The organism is Gilliamella sp. wkB178 (assembly GCF_001690705.1).
Lineage (GTDB): Bacteria > Pseudomonadota > Gammaproteobacteria > Enterobacterales > Orbaceae > Gilliamella > Gilliamella apicola_K.
Window position 1 is genome coordinate 539512 of the sequence record NZ_LZGK01000013.1, and the last position, 21776, is coordinate 561287.

15 protein-coding genes and 1 CRISPR repeat array are annotated in these 21776 nt (G+C 38.0%); of the genes, 12 read left to right on the plus strand and 3 right to left on the minus strand.

Annotation, left to right across the window (positions count from 1 at the left end; genetic code table 11):
* The first annotated feature begins 18 nt into the window (after positions 1–18).
* From eno to cas6f, 10 genes are all read left to right on the plus strand, one after another.
* Positions 19–1320, plus strand: coding sequence for a phosphopyruvate hydratase (eno, locus tag A9G13_RS06690; RefSeq protein ID WP_065556812.1), 1302 nt, complete (start codon positions 19–21; stop codon positions 1318–1320).
* Between the two features lie 233 nt (positions 1321–1553).
* Entirely contained in the window at positions 1554–2498 is a 945-nt protein-coding gene (locus tag A9G13_RS06695; protein WP_065556813.1) for a VirK/YbjX family protein, read from the plus strand.
* Positions 2499–2631: 133 nt separating this feature from the next.
* Positions 2632–3540, plus strand: a complete 909-nt coding sequence (locus tag A9G13_RS06700) for a lysine exporter LysO family protein (RefSeq protein ID WP_065556814.1) — start codon at positions 2632–2634, stop codon at positions 3538–3540.
* 36 nt (positions 3541–3576) lie between these two features.
* Positions 3577–4455, plus strand: a complete 879-nt coding sequence (locus tag A9G13_RS06705; protein ID WP_065556815.1) for a hypothetical protein — start codon at positions 3577–3579, stop codon at positions 4453–4455.
* A 136-nt stretch (positions 4456–4591) separates the two neighbouring features.
* A complete protein-coding gene (gene cas1f, locus A9G13_RS06710) occupies positions 4592–5545 on the plus strand; it encodes a type I-F CRISPR-associated endonuclease Cas1f (protein ID WP_065556816.1) in 954 nt (317 codons plus the stop codon).
* Complete coding sequence (cas3f, locus tag A9G13_RS06715) at positions 5542–8865, plus strand: type I-F CRISPR-associated helicase Cas3f (RefSeq protein ID WP_065556817.1); 3324 nt, start codon at positions 5542–5544, stop codon at positions 8863–8865. The genes cas1f and cas3f overlap by 4 nt, the downstream gene beginning before the upstream one ends.
* Positions 8866–8979: 114 nt before the next feature.
* The gene (gene csy1, locus A9G13_RS06720; protein ID WP_065556818.1) at positions 8980–10362 is read left to right on the plus strand and encodes a type I-F CRISPR-associated protein Csy1; all 1383 of its coding nucleotides are present in this window, start codon (positions 8980–8982) and stop codon (positions 10360–10362) included.
* Positions 10362–11285, plus strand: a complete 924-nt coding sequence (csy2, locus tag A9G13_RS06725; RefSeq protein ID WP_065556819.1) for a type I-F CRISPR-associated protein Csy2 — start codon at positions 10362–10364, stop codon at positions 11283–11285. The genes csy1 and csy2 overlap by 1 nt, the downstream gene beginning before the upstream one ends.
* Before the next feature lie 33 nt (positions 11286–11318).
* Entirely contained in the window at positions 11319–12329 is a 1011-nt protein-coding gene (gene csy3 / locus A9G13_RS06730) for a type I-F CRISPR-associated protein Csy3 (protein WP_065556820.1), read from the plus strand.
* A gap of 5 nt (positions 12330–12334) precedes the next feature.
* Positions 12335–12904, plus strand: a complete 570-nt coding sequence (gene cas6f / locus A9G13_RS06735) for a type I-F CRISPR-associated endoribonuclease Cas6/Csy4 (protein ID WP_065556821.1) — start codon at positions 12335–12337, stop codon at positions 12902–12904.
* A gap of 137 nt (positions 12905–13041) precedes the next feature.
* A CRISPR array of direct repeats spans positions 13042–14451; the repeat unit is 28 nt; unit sequence GTTCAATGCCGTATAGGCAGTTTAGAAA.
* Between the two features lie 38 nt (positions 14452–14489).
* On the opposite strand, the gene A9G13_RS06740 is transcribed toward cas6f, so the two are convergent.
* The 3 genes from A9G13_RS06740 to A9G13_RS06750 form a co-directional block, all read right to left on the minus strand.
* Complete coding sequence (locus A9G13_RS06740; protein WP_065556822.1) at positions 14490–15029, minus strand: methylated-DNA--[protein]-cysteine S-methyltransferase; 540 nt, start codon at positions 15027–15029, stop codon at positions 14490–14492.
* Positions 15030–15216: 187 nt separating this feature from the next.
* Positions 15217–17091 carry a molecular chaperone HtpG gene (htpG, locus tag A9G13_RS06745; protein ID WP_065556823.1) on the minus strand — a complete coding sequence of 625 codons (1875 nt, stop codon included), beginning with the start codon at positions 17089–17091 and terminating at the stop codon, positions 15217–15219.
* Between the two features lie 317 nt (positions 17092–17408).
* Positions 17409–18773 carry a sodium-dependent transporter gene (locus tag A9G13_RS06750; protein ID WP_218059178.1) on the minus strand — a complete coding sequence of 455 codons (1365 nt, stop codon included), beginning with the start codon at positions 18771–18773 and terminating at the stop codon, positions 17409–17411.
* 374 nt (positions 18774–19147) lie between these two features.
* Here A9G13_RS06750 and ubiG point away from each other — a divergent pair, with 374 nt between their 5' ends.
* On the plus strand, positions 19148–19855 hold the full coding sequence (gene ubiG / locus A9G13_RS06755; RefSeq protein WP_065556824.1) for a bifunctional 2-polyprenyl-6-hydroxyphenol methylase/3-demethylubiquinol 3-O-methyltransferase UbiG: 708 nt from the start codon (positions 19148–19150) through the stop codon (positions 19853–19855).
* Positions 19856–20088: 233 nt separating this feature from the next.
* Complete coding sequence (gene guaB / locus A9G13_RS06760) at positions 20089–21555, plus strand: IMP dehydrogenase (protein WP_065556825.1); 1467 nt, start codon at positions 20089–20091, stop codon at positions 21553–21555.
* Positions 21556–21776: the final 221 nt, after the last annotated feature.

A 21776-nucleotide genomic window follows, 5' to 3' on the forward strand; every position in this document is an offset into this window, starting at 1 on the left:
CATATAGAGGAAAATAACATGGCAAAAATCGTTAAAGTACATGGTCGTGAAGTAATCGACTCTCGTGGTAACCCAACTGTTGAAGCTGAAGTACATTTGGAAGGTGGCTTTGTTGGTTTAGCAATCGTACCATCAGGTGCGTCAACAGGTTCACGTGAAGCATTAGAACTTCGCGATGGTGACAAATCTCGCTTTTTAGGTAAAGGCGTATTAAAAGCCGTTGAAAACGTTAATGGACCAATTGCTAAAGCAGTTATTGGTAAAGATGCTTTAGATCAAGCTGCAATTGACCAAATTATGCTTGATTTAGACGGCACTGATTTTAAATCTAACTTAGGTGCAAACTCAATTCTTGCAGTATCTTTAGCTAATGCTAAAGCTGCTGCGGCCGCTAAAGGCGTGCCACTTTATCAACACATTGCTGATCTTAATGGTACTCCAGGTCAATACTCTATGCCATTACCAATGATGAACATAATCAATGGTGGTGAACATGCTGACAACAACATCGACTTACAAGAATTTATGATTCAACCAGTTGGTGCTAAAACTGTACGTGAAGCAATCCGTATCGGTTCTGAAGTATTCCACAACTTAGCTAAAGTTTTACATGCTAAAGGCATGAACACTGCAGTTGGTGACGAAGGTGGTTTTGCGCCTAACTTAGGTTCAAATGCTGAAGCACTTGAATGCATTAAAGAAGCAGTAGAAAAAGCAGGCTATGTATTAGGTAAAGACATCACTTTAGCCATGGACTGTGCCGCTTCTGAATTCTATAACAAAGAAACTGGTAAATATGTGCTAAAAGGTGAAGGAAATAAAGAATTCACTGCTCAAGAATTTACTCATTATTTAGAAGGTTTAACTGAACAATATCCAATTGTATCTATCGAAGATGGTTTAGATGAAAGTGATTGGGAAGGTTGGGCATACCAAACTAAAGCACTAGGTCACAAAATCCAATTAGTGGGTGATGATCTATTTGTTACTAATACCAAAATCTTCAAACAAGGTATTGAAAAAGGTATTGCTAACTCAATCTTAGTTAAAGTGAACCAAATCGGTACCTTAACTGAATCTATCGCTGCGGTTAAAATGGCGAAAGATGCAGGTTATACTGCTGTTATTTCTCACCGTTCGGGTGAAACTGAAGACTCAACCATTGCTGATTTAGCTGTTGGTTTAGCTGCTGGTCAAATCAAAACTGGTTCTATGAGCCGTTCAGACCGTATTGCTAAATACAACCAATTAATCCGTATTGAAGAAGCTTTAGGTTCAAAAGCACCATTTAACGGTTTAAAAGAAGTTAAAGGTCAATAATTATTTACTAATAAAATAATTATTCGATTAATAAAAAACGGTGAATAACTTCACCGTTTTTTATTTTCACTATATTTAATATAGCCTTATATAAGGAAGGTTGCACTGACTTATATTGTGTTGTACTCTTAATGCCAATTTTTGTGATGCACACTTTAATAGGCAACCAATGTTTATTAAATAAGTCACCCTATAAATTTTTATAATCAAATTCGAGTTAATTTTATCTGCTTATGAATAATATTACCAACATGCCCCAGCCAAAAAGTAAATGGCAATTATTTAACTGGCTTTGTACAGGTAAACTCCCGTTAAACGAACTATGGATCAAACCTGGTTATCGTTATAAATTCTTTTTTCGAACTCTATTTTGGAGTCCTATCACCCTTAAATTGCTTGATAAATTAAGACAATATCCACTACTTGGGTACTATCTATCGTGCCAAACCAACTTGCCGTGTAAATTGCAAAGGCCTTATTTATCATCTTGCTTAAGCCAACAACAACGTTTTCAAGCTTTAGCTTATCATTATGATTTTTTATCTCAGCAACCAGAAAGCATGTCCCAAGCATTTTACAATCAGGATGTTCCTTTTGTTCTGGCAAACGTAACAGGTAAAAATGAAGCCAACATTCAAATTGCCATACAAGCACGCAATAAGTTTGCCCGAGAAGGGGAAATCAGTCTCTATTTCTATGATAACGACGGTATTGATTTAACCACATTAACTTTTACTATTACACATTACCAACAACAACCGACATTATTTATTGGTGGGTTACAAGGTACCGGGCATCAAGATGCTCGAACGCGAGTGCAAAAAGCCACTAAAGATTGCTATGGGCTTTTCCCTAAACGAGTAGCATTAGAAGCCGCATTAACTATTGCACAACATTTTAAATTATCGCAGATTGTGGCTGTAGGTAACAAAACCCATGTTTATAACAACTGGCGCTACAATAGTCGCCAAGAACGGATCCTTTCTGACTATGATGATTTTTGGTTAACTGTTGATGGTAAACAAGATGCCAATGGCTTATTCATATTACCCAATGCCATACATCGTAAATCAATAGAAGAAATTGCCAGTAAAAAACGTTCAGAATATCGCAACCGTTATGCATTACTCGATCAATTAGCAAGTAATATTGAAACACAATTAGCAACATTAAAATAAAAATACTAAAACGCATAGATTGACAGTTTGTGAACCGCCAATGCTTAATTTTAAAAAACACCACAAACAGCAATTTAGTTTAAAATTCTTATAAAAATAAATATGATATGAGAATCAATAAAGGGAATAAAGTATGTACTATGGTATTTTAATTGCGCTGGTACCATTATCTTTAGGTTATTTAATTAAACTCAAAGATAAAAAATGGCTAGTAAAAATTAACCAAATCCTTAGTTGGATGGTCTATTTTATTCTCTTTATTATGGGGTCGGAGCTGGCCCATTTAGATAATCTCAGCACTAACTTACAAACAATACTATTTTATACAGTCATCTTGTTTATATGCTCATTTGGTGGCAATTTTATATTTTTAATGTTGTTTGATCTGTTGTTGCCTTGGAAAACTACCCATACCAAGCAAACCTTTGAGTCACGCTTTAAAATGATCCTCGAATCATTGCGCGTTTGTATTGCCTTAATCATTGGGTTTATAGTGGGGCTAATACCATTATTTATTTGGCAATATACTGATAATATTATCCAAGTTGTCTTAGTATTGTTATTATTACTAATTGGCATACAACTCCGTAGCAATAACATTTCACTTAAGCAAATTTTACTTAACAAAGTAGGTATCGCCACCACTATCATCGTCACTTTAAGTACTTTTCTTGGTGGCATTATTGCCGCATTAATATTACAACAACCCCTACGAGTTGGGTTGGGAATGTCATCGGGATTTGGCTGGTATTCACTGTCAGGAATATTAATGACCGAAGCCCATGGTCCAATTATTGGTAGTGCCACATTTTTAAATGATATATTACGCGAATTATTCGCAATAATCCTAATCCCAAGTTTAATCAAACGTTACAAGCTTACTGCATTGGGATTATGTGGTGCTACTTCCATGGATTTCACCTTACCAATGTTACAAAAAGGTGCCGGAATAACTATCGTACCCGCAGCTATTGTCCAAGGATTTTTACTAACAATATTAATGCCAATTGCCATGACCATGTTTAATTATGGTGGATTTTAACATAAAGCAACAATTATTAGATGGAGCTAAAACATCATGGCCAAGTACTGTTTATTAAAAGGTAAAGTAAGTTATTTAGCAATACAAAAAGTTGAAGAAGAAAACACAGATGATCAAAGCAAAAATCAAGATAGGGGTAATTATTCGGATCCATCTCAGTATTCTTTTCCGGAATTAATTATAGGTTTTATTATTGAGACACTTGGTGGATTTCTTCTATTCATCTTAACTATATGTAAGTTTTTCTTAGAAATATTTTTTAGCGTATTTAACTTTAGGCTACTACAAATAAAACTATTAAAAGGTACATATTTTAGCTGTTATATTGGTAATGTAAAAGCAGAAGGTAAGCTAAAACAAATCACTTTTAAAGATGGTGATTATGTAGAAATGATTGTCAAACCAACTAAAAAAAATCAATATTATGTCTATGCTGTTCGTATTCCTAAATATCATGCTTTATTTTTTCCTGTCGGTGCTGGTTCAACAACATTAACTTTATTAAAATATTGTGCATTTGGAGTGGGTATTTTTGCCGCACTTATGTTAGTTATACTTTTATGTTGTCAAATTTGTTTGGGATATACTAGTTTTATTGAGTTAATGAATCTAGTTGAAATAATAACTAGCATTTACATCTTTATCGTATTATTTATCTTTTTTTCAGTTGGTGGACGATTAACCTTTATGAGCAATCGCATTTATGCAACCTTAGGTTATCCCAAATCGTGGGCACACAATAGTGATAAAGAAACAGATGCTTTTATAAAATTAAATCGCAATAACGATCCAATTTTATATAACGATCCACAAAGTCCCGACTTTGAAAAAGTAAAAAAGAAGGAACCTTCTGCCTATTACTATTGCCGAACGCCAAAAGTACCAAGTTGGGTCACGATTATTGATGAACGTTGATTTATTCTATGAAAAATCAATGTAAAATAACATGCCATAACTATACAATAACAATAAAACCACAAAACACTCGTTTTTTACCCACAACAATGTTAATTTAGAAATCATATGTAAATTGAATTAATTTATTATTATCATGGATATGATTCATTCATCTGATCTCAAAACCATTATGCATTCCAAGCGTGCCAATATTTATTATTTGGAACATTGCCGGGTTTTGGTCAATGGAGGAAGGGTTGAATATGTTACCGAGCAAGGGCAACAATCTTTATATTGGAACATCCCTATTGCCAATACTACTTGCATTTTATTGGGTACCGGCACTTCATTAACACAAGCTGCTGTGCGTGAATTGTCAAGAGCCGGGGTGATGATTGGATTTTGTGGTGGCGGAGGTACGCCGCTGTTTTCGTCAACGGAATCTGAATTTGCCTGCCAATTTTTTTCTCCCCAAAGTGAATATCGCGCGACTGAATACTTACAAAGCTGGTGTCAATTTTGGTTTGATGACCAACGAAGATTACAAGCAGCTAAAACACTCCAACAACAACGACTACAGATTATCCAGCAATGTTGGCCGCAGTTTGATTGGCATGTCGATGATAGTCAGTTAAATAATATTGTTAATGACGCCACCGAGCAATTTAATAATGCCGATAATAGCCAAGCCCTTTTAGCAGCAGAAGGGCGGATTAGTAAACGCCTGTATGCAATGGCTAATCAATTAACGCTACAAGATGATAAATTTAAACGCGAGCAAGGTACACATGGTAAAAGTCACGATCCCGCCAATCAATTTTTAGATCATGGTAATTATTTAGCTTATGGACTGGGGGCTACCGCTTGTTGGGTTTTAGGTTTACCTCATGGACTGGCTATTTTACACGGTAAAACTCGCCGTGGCGGATTAGTGTTTGATGCAGCGGATATTATTAAGGATGGTATGGTGTTACCACAAGCCTTTTTATCCGCTAAACAAGGTGACAGTGAAAAAGAGTTCCGCCAAGCCTGTATCTCACAGTTTACCCAATTAGGTGCGCTGGATCTGATTATTGACACCTTAAAATTGATAGCAGAGGCAACATGAATATTCTACTTGTTAGCCAATGTACCAAGAATGCTTTAAGTGAAACCAGGCGCATCATCGATCAGTTTGCGGAACGGTGTGGGGAACGGACTTGGCAAAGCCCAATGACCGAAGCCGGATTACAAACACTCTATAAACTATTACGCAAAACCGCGCGTAAAAATACCGCGGTTGCTTGCTATTGGACGCATGGCAAAAATTTAACCGACTTACTTTGGATTGTTGGTGATCGTAGCCAATTCAATCAACAAGGGCGCGTCCCCACTAATCGCAGTAAACGCAATATTTTGCGTAATGATAGTGAATATGGTTGGCAATCTGCGACTTCCATCCAATTGATAAGCACGATTGCGGCTTTGTTGCATGATTTAGGTAAAGCTACTGTTGGTTTTCAATATAAATTACGTGCTAGCGAAAGAGTAGCCGCTGATCCTTATCGTCATGAATGGATTTCCTTGCAACTGTTTTTATTGATGATTCAAGATTGCCCCACTAACCAAGCTGTATTGGAACGATTAGCAAATTTTTCTGAATTTCAACAACAGCAACCAACATGGTACCAAAATCTTACCCAAACGGAAAAAGGGGATCTCAGTCAATTAGCGCCTTTGGCACAATGGATAGCATGGCTAATAGTGTCACATCATCGCATGCCATTTTTAATGCCGATTAAGCCAAAAGATTATCAAAGTAAGCAAGCTGATGATTTCGATATTTCCGGTTTAACCATCCGTAGTTTTTATAAGACATTAAAAGCTGTTGAGGGATGGGTTAAAAATAGTCATAGTCAGCATTCCTCGCCTGATGACTTTTGGCAGCTTAAAAGTAGTGTTACCCTTAGTCAAATTTGGCTCAAAAAGTTACATCGTTATGCCACCAAAGCGTTAAATCATATCCCGTTAATGCAGTTAACTACTATTGATACCTTTTTATTACATATGTCACGTTTAAGCCTGATGGTGGCTGATCACAATTACTCAAGCTTGTCATTATCTAATACCGAGGCCGATAAAGATCACCAAATATTGATTGCTAATACCAATTACCTAAAACAGGCAAAACAGCGTTTAGATGATCATCTGCTTGGTGTTGCCAATTTTAATGCGCGTTTTGCGCGGTTATTACCAAAAATAACTACTGAATTACCGGCTATCAATCAACATAAACCGTTTACTCAAAGAACGACAGTCAAACGCTTCCAATGGCAAAACCATGCCTTTGATTTAGCTAAAAGTTATCAACAATTAAGTGATGATAATGGCTTTTTTGGCGTCAATATGGCCTCAACCGGTTGTGGTAAAACCCTAGCCAATGGTCGCATTATGTATGCGTTAGCTAATCCTAAGCGAGGAGTGCGCTTTACCATTGCGTTAGGTTTACGCGTATTAACCTTACAAACAGGTAAAGCACTGCGCGAGAGATTGCATCTGAATGATGAACATCTAGCGATTTTAGTCGGTGGGCAAGCAACGCAAACCTTATTTGAGTTAAATAATGAATCAGAACAACCAGATAAAGATCAAATAGACCATGGCAGTGAATCAATAGAGCCATTAGTAGATGAATTTGTGGATGTTGCTGCCAGTGGTATAGCAGATCAAGAATTGGGCACCATTATTGAAAATAGCAAAGCGCGTCAATTACTGTATGCGCCAATTGTGACTTGTACAGTGGATCATATTATTCAGGCTAGTGAATGTGTACGCGGTGGCAAATATATTGCGCCAACCTTAAGACTGCTTACCGCCGATCTCATTTTAGATGAACCCGACGACTTTGACCAACAAGACTTACCGGCATTGGCTCGCTTAGTCCATTTAGCCGGGCTTTTTGGCAGTAAAGTGTTACTCTCCTCGGCAACGTTAACCCCTGATTTAATTACCGGATTGTTTGATGCTTATCAAGCAGGGCGCAAGATTTGGAATCAACATAATCAAAAAACCGCTAATAACGTCGTTTGTGGTTGGTTTGATGAATACCAACAATCCATTGAACTCATCGCTGATACTGACAACTTTAAAAATCAACATCAGCAATTTGTTGAAGCCAGAGTACAACAACTCAAACAAGGTTTAGTTCGCCGCAAAGGCTATATCCTTAACTTATTAGATTACCACACAGCTAAACCAGAAAATGACAAGCTAAATTACACTACATTGGCTAAACAGCTATTAGATGAGGCTTACCAACTTCATCAACAACATGGGCAAAGTGATCCAAAATCTCACCACAAAATCAGTATAGGTTTAATGCGGTTTGCTCATACCGAAGATGTGATTTCAGTAACTAAACAGATTTATGAGCAACAGGATTTACCTGCGGATACCGAATTTCATATTGTGGTTTATCATGCTCGGCAATTGCTGTTATTACGCAGCCAATTAGAAGAAAAGCTCGATAGAATACTAAACCGTAGTGATCCCGACCAACTATTTAACCAACCCGAAATCCGCACAGCAATAAAAGGTAGTAAGAATAACAATCATATTTTCATCGTGATTGGCACGCCCGTAACCGAAGTCGGGCGCGATCATGATTACGATTGGGCGATTGTTGAACCGTCATCTATGCGTTCAATTATTCAGTTAGTTGGGCGCGTTTGGCGCCATCGTCCGAATAAAATTGCCCAACACGATAATATAGCGATTTTAGGCAGTAATATCGAGTCAATAAAACAAGGCTCAAATTATGGTGTAGGTAAAGCGTGTTTTACCAAACCAGGTTTTGAACAAAAGCCAGCGTTTTTATTATCAACACACCAAAGTAGTCAGTTAATCACAGCAGAGCAATTGGACAATATTAATGCGATTGCGCGTATTGTCTCTTCACCGCCAGCAATTTTAACCTTGGCGAAATTAGAACATAAAGTCATGGCGCATCTATTTGCGATTAATGCCCGTAAAAGTAACTATGTCACGAGTTATTGGCAACCCGATTTGGCACACCATCATTGTGTACATTTGCAACTGATTTCACCATTTAGGATGCAGCAATATAAACAAGACGAATACATTTGTCAGTTGAATGACGACGGTGATCACCAATTTAGCTATGCCGATGTAGCATGGCAAACACCTGATGACTGTTGTAGTGACACGCAAAATAACCTAATTAATTACGATAATAATTGGTCATTTACAAACCGACAAATTCAACCGTGGTTAACTAATACCTTAGCGCAAGCCATAGATAAAATAGCTGAACACTTTCCTAATAAAAACCAATATCGATTGGCAAATGAGTTTTGTCGTGTAAGCCTGGATAACAAAAGACGCTGGAGTTTCCACCCTGATTTTGGATTTTATGAAAATAAACAGTAATAATGGTAGATTTTTATACGCAAACGTATATGTCTCAGGAAACATCTTTACAAAATATGGGTAAATAATAACAATTTATATATTCTAAATTAATACAAAATATAAGGAGGGCCAATGGATAGTATTTCTTGGCAAGATATAAGAAAGGTCATTGTTGATTTTCTTCAGCAACGTCTTGCTGATAATGATAACTATAAATCGGAACTGGCAAAACTAGATAAAGCCAAACAAGTTGGTGACATTGTTGCAGTAAATGAGTCACAACAACAGCTTTCAGAATTAGCCAAACGATATGATTTTGAAATCTGGATGGAAGGCGCGGTAATGCGCAGGATTTCTTCGTTAATAATCGCAACCCATATTTCTAAAGGGATTCACCCAAAATCAAGAGGTTGTAATGCTAATTACAATACTCAGGCAAAATCAAACTCATCGAATAGTTTAGTATCATCAGCAACTATAAAAACTTTACCTTATGATGCAACAGGTAATGCTGCATCGTTGGATATATTTGGGTTATTAAATCAAGTTGTTAAAGATGATATAACTATTTTACAGCTTATTATTAATAATCACCCCGCGATCCAACTTGCATTCTCTGATGATAAAAACAAGTCGGCTCTTTATTTGAGTAACTTTCATAAGTTACTTAATGATAATTGGGATGAAGTGCAAACTTCAGAGTTAAATAAACAATTTTTTTGGCCTAATGCAGAGGAGACGTATCTATCTCAGCAAGATGATAATTATCGGTTATTAATTCCTCTACACCCGAGTAGCTTATGCCACCTTGTCTATCAAAAGGTGCAAACAAGATTCTCGGAAGAAAATAAAAAAGCACGGGAACAACGCCGTATTAAGGATGTTGAACATCAACCTTATTTTAGTTTCCATCATTTAGCTGTAGTTAAATTGGGTGGTAGTAATGCCCAAAATGCAAGTCAGCTTATTGGTAGTCAAATGGGGCGTAATTTTTTACTCCCTTCAATGCCGCCTAAATTCGAAAAATCACCATTTCCATCAATTGGCAAACAACAAGAAACTATATTTAATCATGCATTGCAATATTTATGCCGCTTTGGTTTTCGGTTACTGTTTGAGATGGTAGCCGCGCCGGATAATGTTGTCGAAGAAAGGGATAATCGAAAAGATGCGTTTGCGGTGATTTTATCCTTGCTACTTAAGTTTGCCAGACATATTCAACACACAATGCCGGCAGGGTGGAGCCGTGAATCATCCCTCAATTTTAACCAAAAATTATGGTTGGATCCTAAACGAGCAGAGTTGGAGGATGAAAGCGATTTTAAACAACAGTATGAATTAGGCAATTGGCAAAATGAACTTGAAAAGCAATTTGCTTTTTGGATCCAAACAGCGTTAGAGGAAAAATTCCCAACAATTCAACAGCAATTCGCCGATCCTGAGTTTAGAGAATGGCGCCTGGAATTTGGAAAAGCGGTAAAAGCGAGTCAACGTAAGCAGGAGGGCATCTTTTAATGGCAACGTTACGTTATTATTTATTATTTGATCATATTAAAATTCATAATGCTAATGCAATATCCAGCCCCTTAACCTATGGCTTTCCGGCTATTTCTGGCTTTTTGGGGGCGATTCATGCCTTAAATCGTAAGATTGAATCTGATAACCCTATTTACCTTGATGGCGTGTTAATTGCTTGCCATGATTGTGATGTGCAAGTTTATAGGCCGAATGATTTTGCTGATTATACCTTCCGCTTAACTCGCAATCCACTGGCTAAAAATGGTGATACTCGTTCCATTATTGAAGAAGGGCGCGTACATCTTGATGTGTCATTACTCGTCGAAGTTAAGGTTGAAGATCGTGAAACCTTGGATGATGACGAACAAAAACAAGCATTTATCAAGCAAATGCAGCAAAAATTGTTTCAACAACGTATTGCTGGTGGTTATGTAATATCAATTGAATCGGTAGAGTTGTATTCCGCTTCAGAATCCAAAGATAATTTAATTAATGCATTATTACCGGCTTTTGTCTTAGTTGAAGCTCAACAAGATCTGCACAATATAACCGCGGAACTACAACAGCAAGATCCTAATGCAACAGCGCTCGATGCCTTAATCGAAACGGCGATGTTACATCATCATCCACAAGGGAAAGATCATTGGCAAACTACATCGGTCAAACAAGGTCGCGGTTGGCTAGTACCATTGCATTTAGGTTATCAAGCGATCTCACCTTTGTTTGCTGCTGGCAAATTGCAAGAAGCTCGCAGTAATCAACATCAATCGCAATTTGTCGAATGTATTTATGGCATGGGTAAATGGGTGTTTCCGTTACGTTTAAAGGAAGATTTAGCCCAAGCTTTTTGGCGTTATAACTGCAGTGAATTGCAGTCCAATGGCGCAGAAATTTATGTGATTAATCAAACAACCAATTAAGTAAGTTTAGAATTATAGAATAAGGAATAAATTATGAGTAAAGATAAATTAACCACCGCAAGCGTACTGGCTTTTGAACGTAGTTTTGACATCTCTGATGCGATTTTTGCCCAACAAAATAGTGCCGATACGAATAAATTAACGCCAGTTATTTTAGCCGAAAAATCAGTGCGCGGTACGATTTCTAACCGTTTAAAAAATGCTGTGGCAAGTGATCCCACCAAATTAGATGCGGAAATTCAAAAAGCTAATTTACAAACTGTTGATGTTGCAGCATTGGATGCCGATAAAGACACCTTAGTAGTGAGTTGGAGCTGTAAGGTATTACCTTTCTTAGGTAAACCGTCAGTATGTAATGATATTGATTACCAAGAAGAATTAACTAAAACCACTCAAGACTATATAAAATCAGTAGGTATGACAACGTTAGCTAAACGTTATGCTATTAATATCTTAAATGGTCGTTGGTTATGGCGTAATCGTATGGCAGCTGAGCATATTAGTATTGCGATTACTCGCAAAGATAATGACAAACCGATGATCACTGTCAGTGACGTAAAACAATATCAACTTAACTCATTCGATTATGAAGATAAACAAGTGAATGATTTAGCCACCTTAATTGAAGCGGGGTTAACCGGTAAAGAGTTTGTGATTTTTAATATTGAAGCCAAACTCAAAATGGGCTTCGGGCAAGAAGTTTACCCTTCACAAGAATTGATTTTAGATACTGGCAAAGCCAAAAGTAAAGTGTTGTACGAAAAAAATAACCAAGCAGCAATGCATTCACAAAAAATTAGTAATGCCATTCGCACTATCGATACTTGGTATGATGAAACAGTTGAATTTCCAATTGCCATTGAACCTTATGGTGCCGTAACCACTATGGGGCATGCCTTCCGTCAACCTAAACAAAAATTAGATTTTTATAATCTATTTGATAATTGGGTATTAAAAGGCGAAAAACCGGCGCTAGAACAACAACATTATGTGATTGCGGTATTAATTCGTGGTGGTGTATTTGGTGCCAGCGGTAAGGAGTAAATCATATGCTCACACATTATTTTGAATTGCGAGCGATTCCGCAAATTGAGATAACTGAAGTGGATGTAATGAATCAACTTATGCAATCACTACATCAAGTTTTGGTTAATCATCAAGGCAATATTGGGGTTAGCTTTCCTTGTTATAACCTGCATCGCACTTTAGGCGGTATTATTCGCCTGTTTGGTTCGGAAGCAGAATTAAATAAGCTGCTCGCAGATCTCAAACAAAAATCGACAGTGACGGATTATGCTTTAGCGTTACCCATTACACTGATACCAACCAGTGTAACAGGTTACCTACGCTTAATTAGGGTAAACCCAAAAGGGCAAAGTGCCTTAAGGCGTGCCGAAAAACGGTTAACTGCCCAAGGTAAATGGTCTGATGAAGTAAAAAATAAAATGATAGCAAAATGGGGTAGTGTGAATTTAGCGTATCCGCATCTACATTTTTCCAGTAAAAGTACGGGTCAACAATTTATCATGTGGTTAAAACAAGAACATTGTACAGAATCGGTATCGGGTACATTCAATAGTTATGGACTAAGCCAAACAGCAACCGTCCCTAATTTTTAATTTACCAACCCTTTTTTTGAGGCTGTTTTTAACTAATTGATTTTTAAAATAATTAAATAAAGCTCAAAAAAAGGGTAAAAATGATAAAAAGTAATGTATGCTCTTTAACAATCAGGAAATTCTGCAATAAAATTCTAGTTCAATGCCGTATAGGCAGTTTAGAAAAGATTTAGATAAAAAAATAGGTGGGCTAGAGCGTTCAATGCCGTATAGGCAGTTTAGAAATTTTGCTGTAATCTCTTTGGTTCATCGGCACGGTTCAATGCCGTATAGGCAGTTTAGAAATGACATAGAAGTATGAGCATCACCGCCACCGCGTTCAATGCCGTATAGGCAGTTTAGAAAAGATTAAATGTATTACTGACCTTCAAAGAGCAGTTCAATGCCGTATAGGCAGTTTAGAAAAGAATCAAATCCCTTATTACCTCTAATTGTTGGTTCAATGCCGTATAGGCAGTTTAGAAATTGAATGATTTTAGTAATGCCGTTAGCAATAAGTTCAATGCCGTATAGGCAGTTTAGAAATTATCGGTGAAATAACTCTTACGGCGAGGTGCGTTCAATGCCGTATAGGCAGTTTAGAAAAGCGAACTCCACGGTGACTATACCCTGTATTTGTTCAATGCCGTATAGGCAGTTTAGAAATTTCCGAATGATTAACTTCAACTCTATAACCTGTTCAATGCCGTATAGGCAGTTTAGAAATACCTTATAAATAGGTGAATCACCTAGTTTAACCGTTCAATGCCGTATAGGCAGTTTAGAAAGACCATGAAACGGTGATTTCTTCATTTTTAGGGTTCAATGCCGTATAGGCAGTTTAGAAAACAAAACGAACAACAAGAACACATGGTTCAAAGTTCAATGCCGTATAGGCAGTTTAGAAAGAATCATCTAATGTAAATACCGATCCGAAACAGTTCAATGCCGTATAGGCAGTTTAGAAATTTAACTCCTCATCAGAATAACTATTTACATCGTTCAATGCCGTATAGGCAGTTTAGAAAAATTCGTTTAAAAAAATCGGTGGCGGTGGCCTGTTCAATGCCGTATAGGCAGTTTAGAAAATCCAAATTTTAGGTAGTCAAAGAAAATTAGCGTTCAATGCCGTATAGGCAGTTTAGAAAAATTGGAATTCTTCCAATTTCAAAATAGTCATCTTCAATGCCGTGTAGGCAGTTTAGAAAATCCATAAAAACTCACAACCACAATAAAAAGTCTTCAATGCCGTGTAGGCAGTTTAGAAACTCAGGAATGGAAACATTAAAGGACGGGATAGGTTCAATGCCGTATAGGCAGTTTAGAAATGCCCAATCAGGTTTAGTTGTTTCGCCGTAGTGTTCAATGCCGTATAGGCAGTTTAGAAAGCATTAGAACACCTCTCCAGTGTTTGATTTGCCTTCAATGCCGTATAGGCAGTTTAGAAAAAAACTAAAGCACTCTATATTGTCATCATTCTCTTCAATGCCGTATAGGCAGTTTAGAAAAAGAGGGGAAAAAAGCATTTAAAATATAGTTAGTTCAATGCCGTATAGGCAGTTTGATAATTAATTCATACCAATAATTTTATTATTATTTTATTTAACTAGAGCGCAGTGCCTTTTTTAGGGATCACTAAATTGCTGGTATCAATGCCTTCAATTTGTAGTAATTTGATTTTTTTATCGATACCGCCAGCATAGCCGGTTAGGTTGCCATTGGCGCCAATAACGCGGTGGCAGGGGATGATGATTGAGATGGGATTATGCCCGACAGCACCGCCGACTGCTTGGCTGGACATTTTGGGTAAGTTATATTGCAAGGCGATTTGTTTAGCTATATCACCATAAGTGACTACTTGGCCATAAGGGATTTTGCATAATAATTCCCACACCTTTTCTCTAAATGGTGTGCCTTTGGGGCCCAGCGGTAATTGCTCAATAGTCATTTTTTTGCCAGCAAAGTAGTGATCTAACCATCGTTTGGTGAGATTAAAAACCGGTAGATTTTGTTTTACAATCACTTTGTCGGCGACTATAGAACCAAAATGCTGTTGCCCTTCAATCCACAAGGCCACCAGTTGATAATTCTGACTTGCTAAGGTTATTTTACCCAAAGGTGATGAATAAGTTGCTGAATAAAACATAATCTTTCCTTAGCGTTTTAAGTGACAATCTCGAATATTGACTTAAGTATAACCGATTTTAATCGTTAATGATGCTAATAAAATTGCCAGCTCAACAAGGTAAAGTGGCTATTAAACAATGGTAGGCAGAAAAAAAGGCAAAAAAAACCCGATATTAGGGGAAAATATCGGGTTAATGGGTAAATAATTATTCTGCTAATAATTTATTCATAGTTTGTATAAATTTGCTTGGATCTGTTAGTGATCCTTTTTCGGCAAGTAGCGCCTGATCTAATAACAATTCAATCCAGTCATTAAATGCGGTTTGGTCTTGAGTATCCGCAATTCGTTTAACCAACTTATGATCTGGGTTAATTTCGAATGTATATTTGATCTCTGGCGCTTTTTGTCCTGCTGCCGCAAATAATTTGGCCATTTGGGTGGTCATTTCATCAGCGGCAGTAGTCACAATTGCCGGGGTGTCAGTTAAGCGATGAGTTAATTTCACCTCTTTAACCTTGTCACCCAACACAGTTTTGACACGCTCAATAAATGGTTCAAGTTCTTTTTCGACTTGTTTTTGTTCTTCGCTTTCTTGATCGGCTAATTTTTCGATTGATTCGTCAGATTTACTGATTGATTGGAACTGTTTACCATCAAATTCAGTTAAATTACTCATCATCCATTCATCAACGCGATCTGAAAGTAATAATACCTCGATGCCTTTTTTACGGAATAGTTCCAAGTGTGGACTATTTTTAGCGGCAGCATAGCTATCGGCAGTAATGTAATAGATCTTTTCCTGACCTTCCTGCATGCGGCTAATATAATCTTCTAAAGCAACGGTTTGCGCATCGCTATCGCTATGGGTAGTGGCAAAACGTAACAACTTAGCAATCGCTTCGCGATTAGCAAAATCTTCGCCGGTACCTTCTTTTAATACTAAACCAAATTCTGTCCAGAACTGTTGATATTGTTCTTTATCATCTTTAGCTAGTTTATCCAGCATTTGCAGTACGCGTTTAGTGCAAGCATTGCGTAGGTTTTGGGTGACTTTATTGTCTTGCAAAATCTCACGCGAAACATTCAACGGCAAATCGTTAGAATCAATTAAGCCTTTCACAAAGCGTAAATAATTCGGCATGAATTGTTCGGCATCATCCATAATAAACACACGTTGCACATATAATTTTAAGCCATGCTTATTATCACGGTTCCACAAGTCCCAAGGGGCTTTAGATGGAATATACAGCAAGCTAGTATATTCTTGTTTACCTTCAACGCGGTTATGGCTCCAACTTAATGGATCAGCAAAATCGTGGGAAATGTGTTTATAAAACTCTTTATACTCATCATCGCTAATTTCAGCTTTACTACGGGTCCAAAGCGCTTGGGCTTTGTTGACTTTTTCCCATTTAACTTCTTTACTTTCTTCATCAGTTTTTTGTACTTCAACCGGTAGCGAAATGTGATCCGAATATTTACTAATGATCGAACGTAAACGCCAATCATCAAGAAACTCTTTTTCGTCGTCTTTCAAATGTAGGGTGATTTCGGTACCACGCGTAGCTTTACTATCGTCAGAAATAGTATATTCGCCTTCACCAGCCGATTCCCATTTCACTGCTTCATCTTCACTCGCAGTAGCAGCACGGGTTCTTACTGTTACTTTATCGGCAACAATAAAAGCCGAATAAAAACCAACCCCAAATTGACCAATTAATTGGCTGTCTTTAGCTTGATCGCTACCAATTGATTCTAAAAACGCTTTAGTGCCTGATTTAGCAATAGTACCAAGGTTATCAATCACTTCATCGCGAGTCATACCAATACCATTATCAGCAATGGTCAACGTGCCGGCATCTTTGTCGCAAGAAATCCTAACCCCAAGTTCGGCGTCGCCTGCATATAAAGCAGGGTTTTCCAGTGCTTTAAAACGCAATTTATCAGCCGCATCAGATGCGTTTGAGATTAACTCTCTTAAAAATATTTCTTTATTGGAATATAAAGAGTGGATCATTAAATGTAAAATTTGTTTAACTTCGGATTGAAATCCACGAGTTTCAGTTCCTGCTTTGCTCATTGATTAGTACCTCAAATATAATTAGCAATTTCCAATTATCCTAAAAGCCAATAATAATTGGTTTACGCCACCGCGCCAGCTTATTGCTAGTGCCGTTGCGACCCAAAACCATTTATATAGCTACATCTAAGATAATTTAATATTAAAAACTTAATGGTTTGATTTATTGATGTATTGTTATATGGGAATAAAAATAATGATTTCAAGGGAAGCAAATAATTTTTGCCAACAGTTGCTTAATTTTTAATAAGCGCAAAATGGCGAATAAAAAAGCCCTGATAATTATCAAGGCTTTATCTAAATAAATGGCTATTTATTTATTGTATCAATCCGAATACCAAAATGATGACAATGGCAACCGGAATAATAAAACGGGTTAACAGCGTCCAGATTGAAAACCAGAATGGACCTAAATTTAACTCTTTACGGATAAGATCTTGTTTCATCATCCATGCGCCAAAAATAACAGTACCTAGCCCGGTAATTGGTAACATGATTTTACTGGTTAAGTAATCGAGTAAATCAAAAATATTCTTATTAAATAATTTGATGTCAGCCCATTCATTAAACGCCAGTATACATGCAATACCTAAAGCCCAAATTAGTACGCTGCTCACAGTGGTTGCAGTTTTACGCCCCATATGGGTTTTTTCTTCTAATAATTCTACGGTTGGTTCCAATAATGAAATTGACGAAGTTAACGCCGCAAAAGTTAAGAAGATGAAAAATAACACCCCTAAAATTGTGCCGCCTGCCATATTACCAAAGGCAATAGGTAAAGTAACAAAAATCAGTCCCGGCCCAGAGCCCGGTTCTAAACCATTAGCAAAAACTAATGGGAAGATTGCTAAGCCCGACAACATAGCAACAATAACATCCATGATTACCACTGTGCGTGCAGTTGATAACAAATTAACATCCTTACCGAGGTAAGAACCATAAGCCATCATAATCCCCATTCCTAAAGACAAGCTAAAGAAGGCATGGCCTAAGGCGGCTAGCATAGCAGTACCACCAATAGCAGAAAAATCAGGAGTAAATAAAAATCTAAACGCTTGCCCAAAAGAAGGGCCACTCACATAGGCGGCATAAGCGACTAAAATCAATAGCAAAATGCCTAAGCCCGGCATCATCACCTTGCAGGCGCGCTCTAAGCCGGCACCTACACCTAAAGCCACAATAAATGCGGTGGCAAACATAAACACCGTGTGCCAAGTTAATAGGTGATTAACATTACCCAGGAAGTCAGCAAAAATTTGCCCGGTGACTTCACCGTTCACACCTTCAAAAGTCCCTTTAGCGGCTAAAAAAATGTAATCGGTAGCCCAACCACCAATCACACTATAAAATGATAGAATTAGAAATGACCCTAGCACCCCAATAATTCCAACCCAACGCCATGATTTAGAACGGCCTTCGGCAACTGCAACATCTTCCATGGTATGAATTGGATTTTTTTGCCCACGGCGCCCGATTAACCATTCTAAAACTAAAATAGGTAGTCCAATCATAAACATAAATAGCAGGTAAGTAAGTACAAATGCCGACCCACCCATTTGCCCTGCCATATATGGAAACTTCCAAATGTTACCTAGCCCCACAGCGGATCCAGCAGCCGCAAGCATAAAGCCCATGCGGGAGCTCCACTGTGAATGACTCTTTTTCATCGTACCTGTACTCATTAATCTTGTCCTTTGTAAATCTTAACTATTTGATTGCTTTTTTTATTGATAAAAATTTTTTAAAAAAGGGTATCGATCATGCCACGAAATGAATACAGAAACAAGAAATCTTTAATGTAAATAACTATATAGACGGTAAAAATTTACTGCCAAGTTGACAACATTGTAATTAAAAACCATTAAAATGACTTAAAATTCAATTTTGCAAAAATTGTTGGCGCTACCACCAACACCACAAATCAAAACTCATTTTATTAAGGGAATTATGGAAAAAACGCCAACGTAAAAATCAATCTACACTTTCAAAGCCACTCAAGCTGACATAGAATATGCCACATGAAGCGCTTAAATTACCATGCTAGGTAAATACATTTATGTCACAAAACATCGACTTTAATGAGATCAACAAATTTTCACAACTTGCGGCCGAATGGTGGGACCCAAATGGAAAATGCAAACCATTACACATCATCAATCCCTTACGAGTTGATTATATTCGTCAACAATGCGGTTCCTTGGTTGATAAACAAACACTCGATGTTGGTTGTGGTGGTGGTATTTTAAGTGAAAGTTTGGCTAAATTGGGGGCTAAAGTCACCGCGATAGATCTGGCCGAAGAATCGTTAGCCGTGGCTAAACACCATGCGCAGCAAAATGACCTGAATATTGATTACCAAAAACAAACGGTGGAAGATTTAGCCCGGCAAACTCCCAATCAATATGATCTCATTACTTGTATGGAATTATTAGAACATGTGCCCGAGCCAACCTCGATCATTCATGCTTGTGCTAAATTGCTTAAACCCAATGGTCAGCTATTTTTATCCACTATTAATCGCAACCACAAAGCCAAATTAATGTTAATTGTCGGCGCTGAATACATTGCCAGACTGGTGCCTAAAGGTACCCACGACTTTAATCGTTTTATTCGCCCCTCCGAACTCATGGCATGGGTTGAACAATCCGGACTCAACGTCGCCGGCGTAATTGGCATGGAATACCATTTATTGAGTAATGAATTTAAATTAGGTCCCAATATTGATGTAAATTACATTTTATTGGCGCAAAAAAACAGTCAATAAGTTTCTATCAGCCATTTAAGTCATTTGCCAGTAGCACATAATTGAATACAGGGATTTAGAAAGGGGATTTAAAAATGGGGGGGGAAATATTTTTTACTTAGCAATTACTTTAATGCAATAAATTACCAATTTTGCCGCAAAATAATTAAAATTCACTGGTCTTTTAATCTAAAAGTAGGTAGAATGCTTCGGCAATATTTTATCAACAATTCAACTCAATGGTGAATATTGTCATGTCTCGTATAGTTAAAGAAGCCCTCACATTTGACGATGTGTTACTAGTTCCAGCCCACTCCACTGTATTACCCAACACTGCCGATATTAGTACGCAATTAACCCAAACCATCAAATTAAATATTCCTATGCTGTCTGCAGCCATGGATACTGTAACCGAAGCCGAGCTAGCGATTGCCCTAGCGCAAGAAGGTGGCATTGGTTTTATTCATAAAAATATGTCGGTTGAAAACCAAGCCAACCAAGTAAAACGGGTTAAAAAGCACGAAAGTGGTATTGTGCAAGATCCAGTCACCGTATTACCAACGGCAACGATTAGCCAAGTGATTGAACTGGCCAAAGAATACGGTTTTGCTGGCTTCCCGGTGGTGACACAATCGCAAGAATTAGTGGGTATTATCACCGCGCGTGACGTACGCTTCGCGACAGATTTATCCTTACCGGTCACGGCAGTAATGACCCCTAAAGAACGCCTAGTCACCGTCAACGAAGGCGAACAGCGAGATCTAGTGCTTAAAAAAATGCATGAACATCGAGTCGAAAAAGTGTTAGTGGTCGATTCCGGGTTCCACCTTAAAGGCATGATCACCGTTAAAGATTACAACAAAGCCGAACAAAAACCGAATGCTTGTAAAGACGAACAAGGTCGATTATTAGTTGGTGCCGCCGTTGGTGCCGGTGCCGGTAATGAAGAACGCATTGCCGCATTAGTTGAAGCCGGGGTCGATGTGTTATTAATCGACTCATCGCACGGCCATTCCGAAGGAGTGTTGCAACGTATTCGTCAAGCCAGAGCCCAGTACCCAAATTTACAAATCATTGGTGGCAATATTGCTACCGCTGAAGGTGCCAAAGCACTAATTGAAGCTGGTGTGAATGCGGTTAAAGTGGGGATTGGTCCCGGCTCTATTTGTACTACTCGCATTGTTACTGGGGTAGGGGTGCCACAAATCACTGCCATTATGGATGCAGTGGCAATGGCGCAACAATATAATATTCCGGTGATTGCCGATGGTGGTATTCGTTTTTCTGGCGACATTGCCAAAGCTATAGCGGCTGGCGCTTCTTGCGTGATGGTTGGTTCTATGTTTGCCGGCACTGAAGAAGCCCCGGGCGAAATTGAACTATTCCAAGGCCGAGCTTATAAATCTTATCGTGGCATGGGTTCACTCGGTGCCATGGCTAAAGGATCTTCCGATCGTTACTTCCAAAGTGATAACGCTGCCGACAAATTAGTTCCAGAAGGCATAGAAGGGCGCATTGCTTATAAAGGCTTGCTAAAAGAAATTATTCACCAACAAATGGGTGGCTTACGTTCTTGCATGGGGCTAACTGGCTGTGCCACTATTGAGGCATTACGCACCAAATCGCAATTCTACCGCATTACTGGTGCCGGCATGAAAGAAAGCCACGTTCATGACGTACTCATCACCAAAGAACCACCTAACTACCGTGCCGGTTCTTAATTTAAATTATTAAATCGGTCATAAGCGGTTGCCTTAGCGACAACCGCTTATGACCGACAGCCAATACATAAAATGCCAGCAATTGCCGCTGGCATTTTTATGTTTGTTAAGATGTTTCCTGAGAAGGGTATGTTTCAGTATAAAAAAACAACCAATTCCGCAAGGATAATCGTTCATCTTTACTATTCTTTACAAATAATCTAAATAAAACGGTAGTTAAA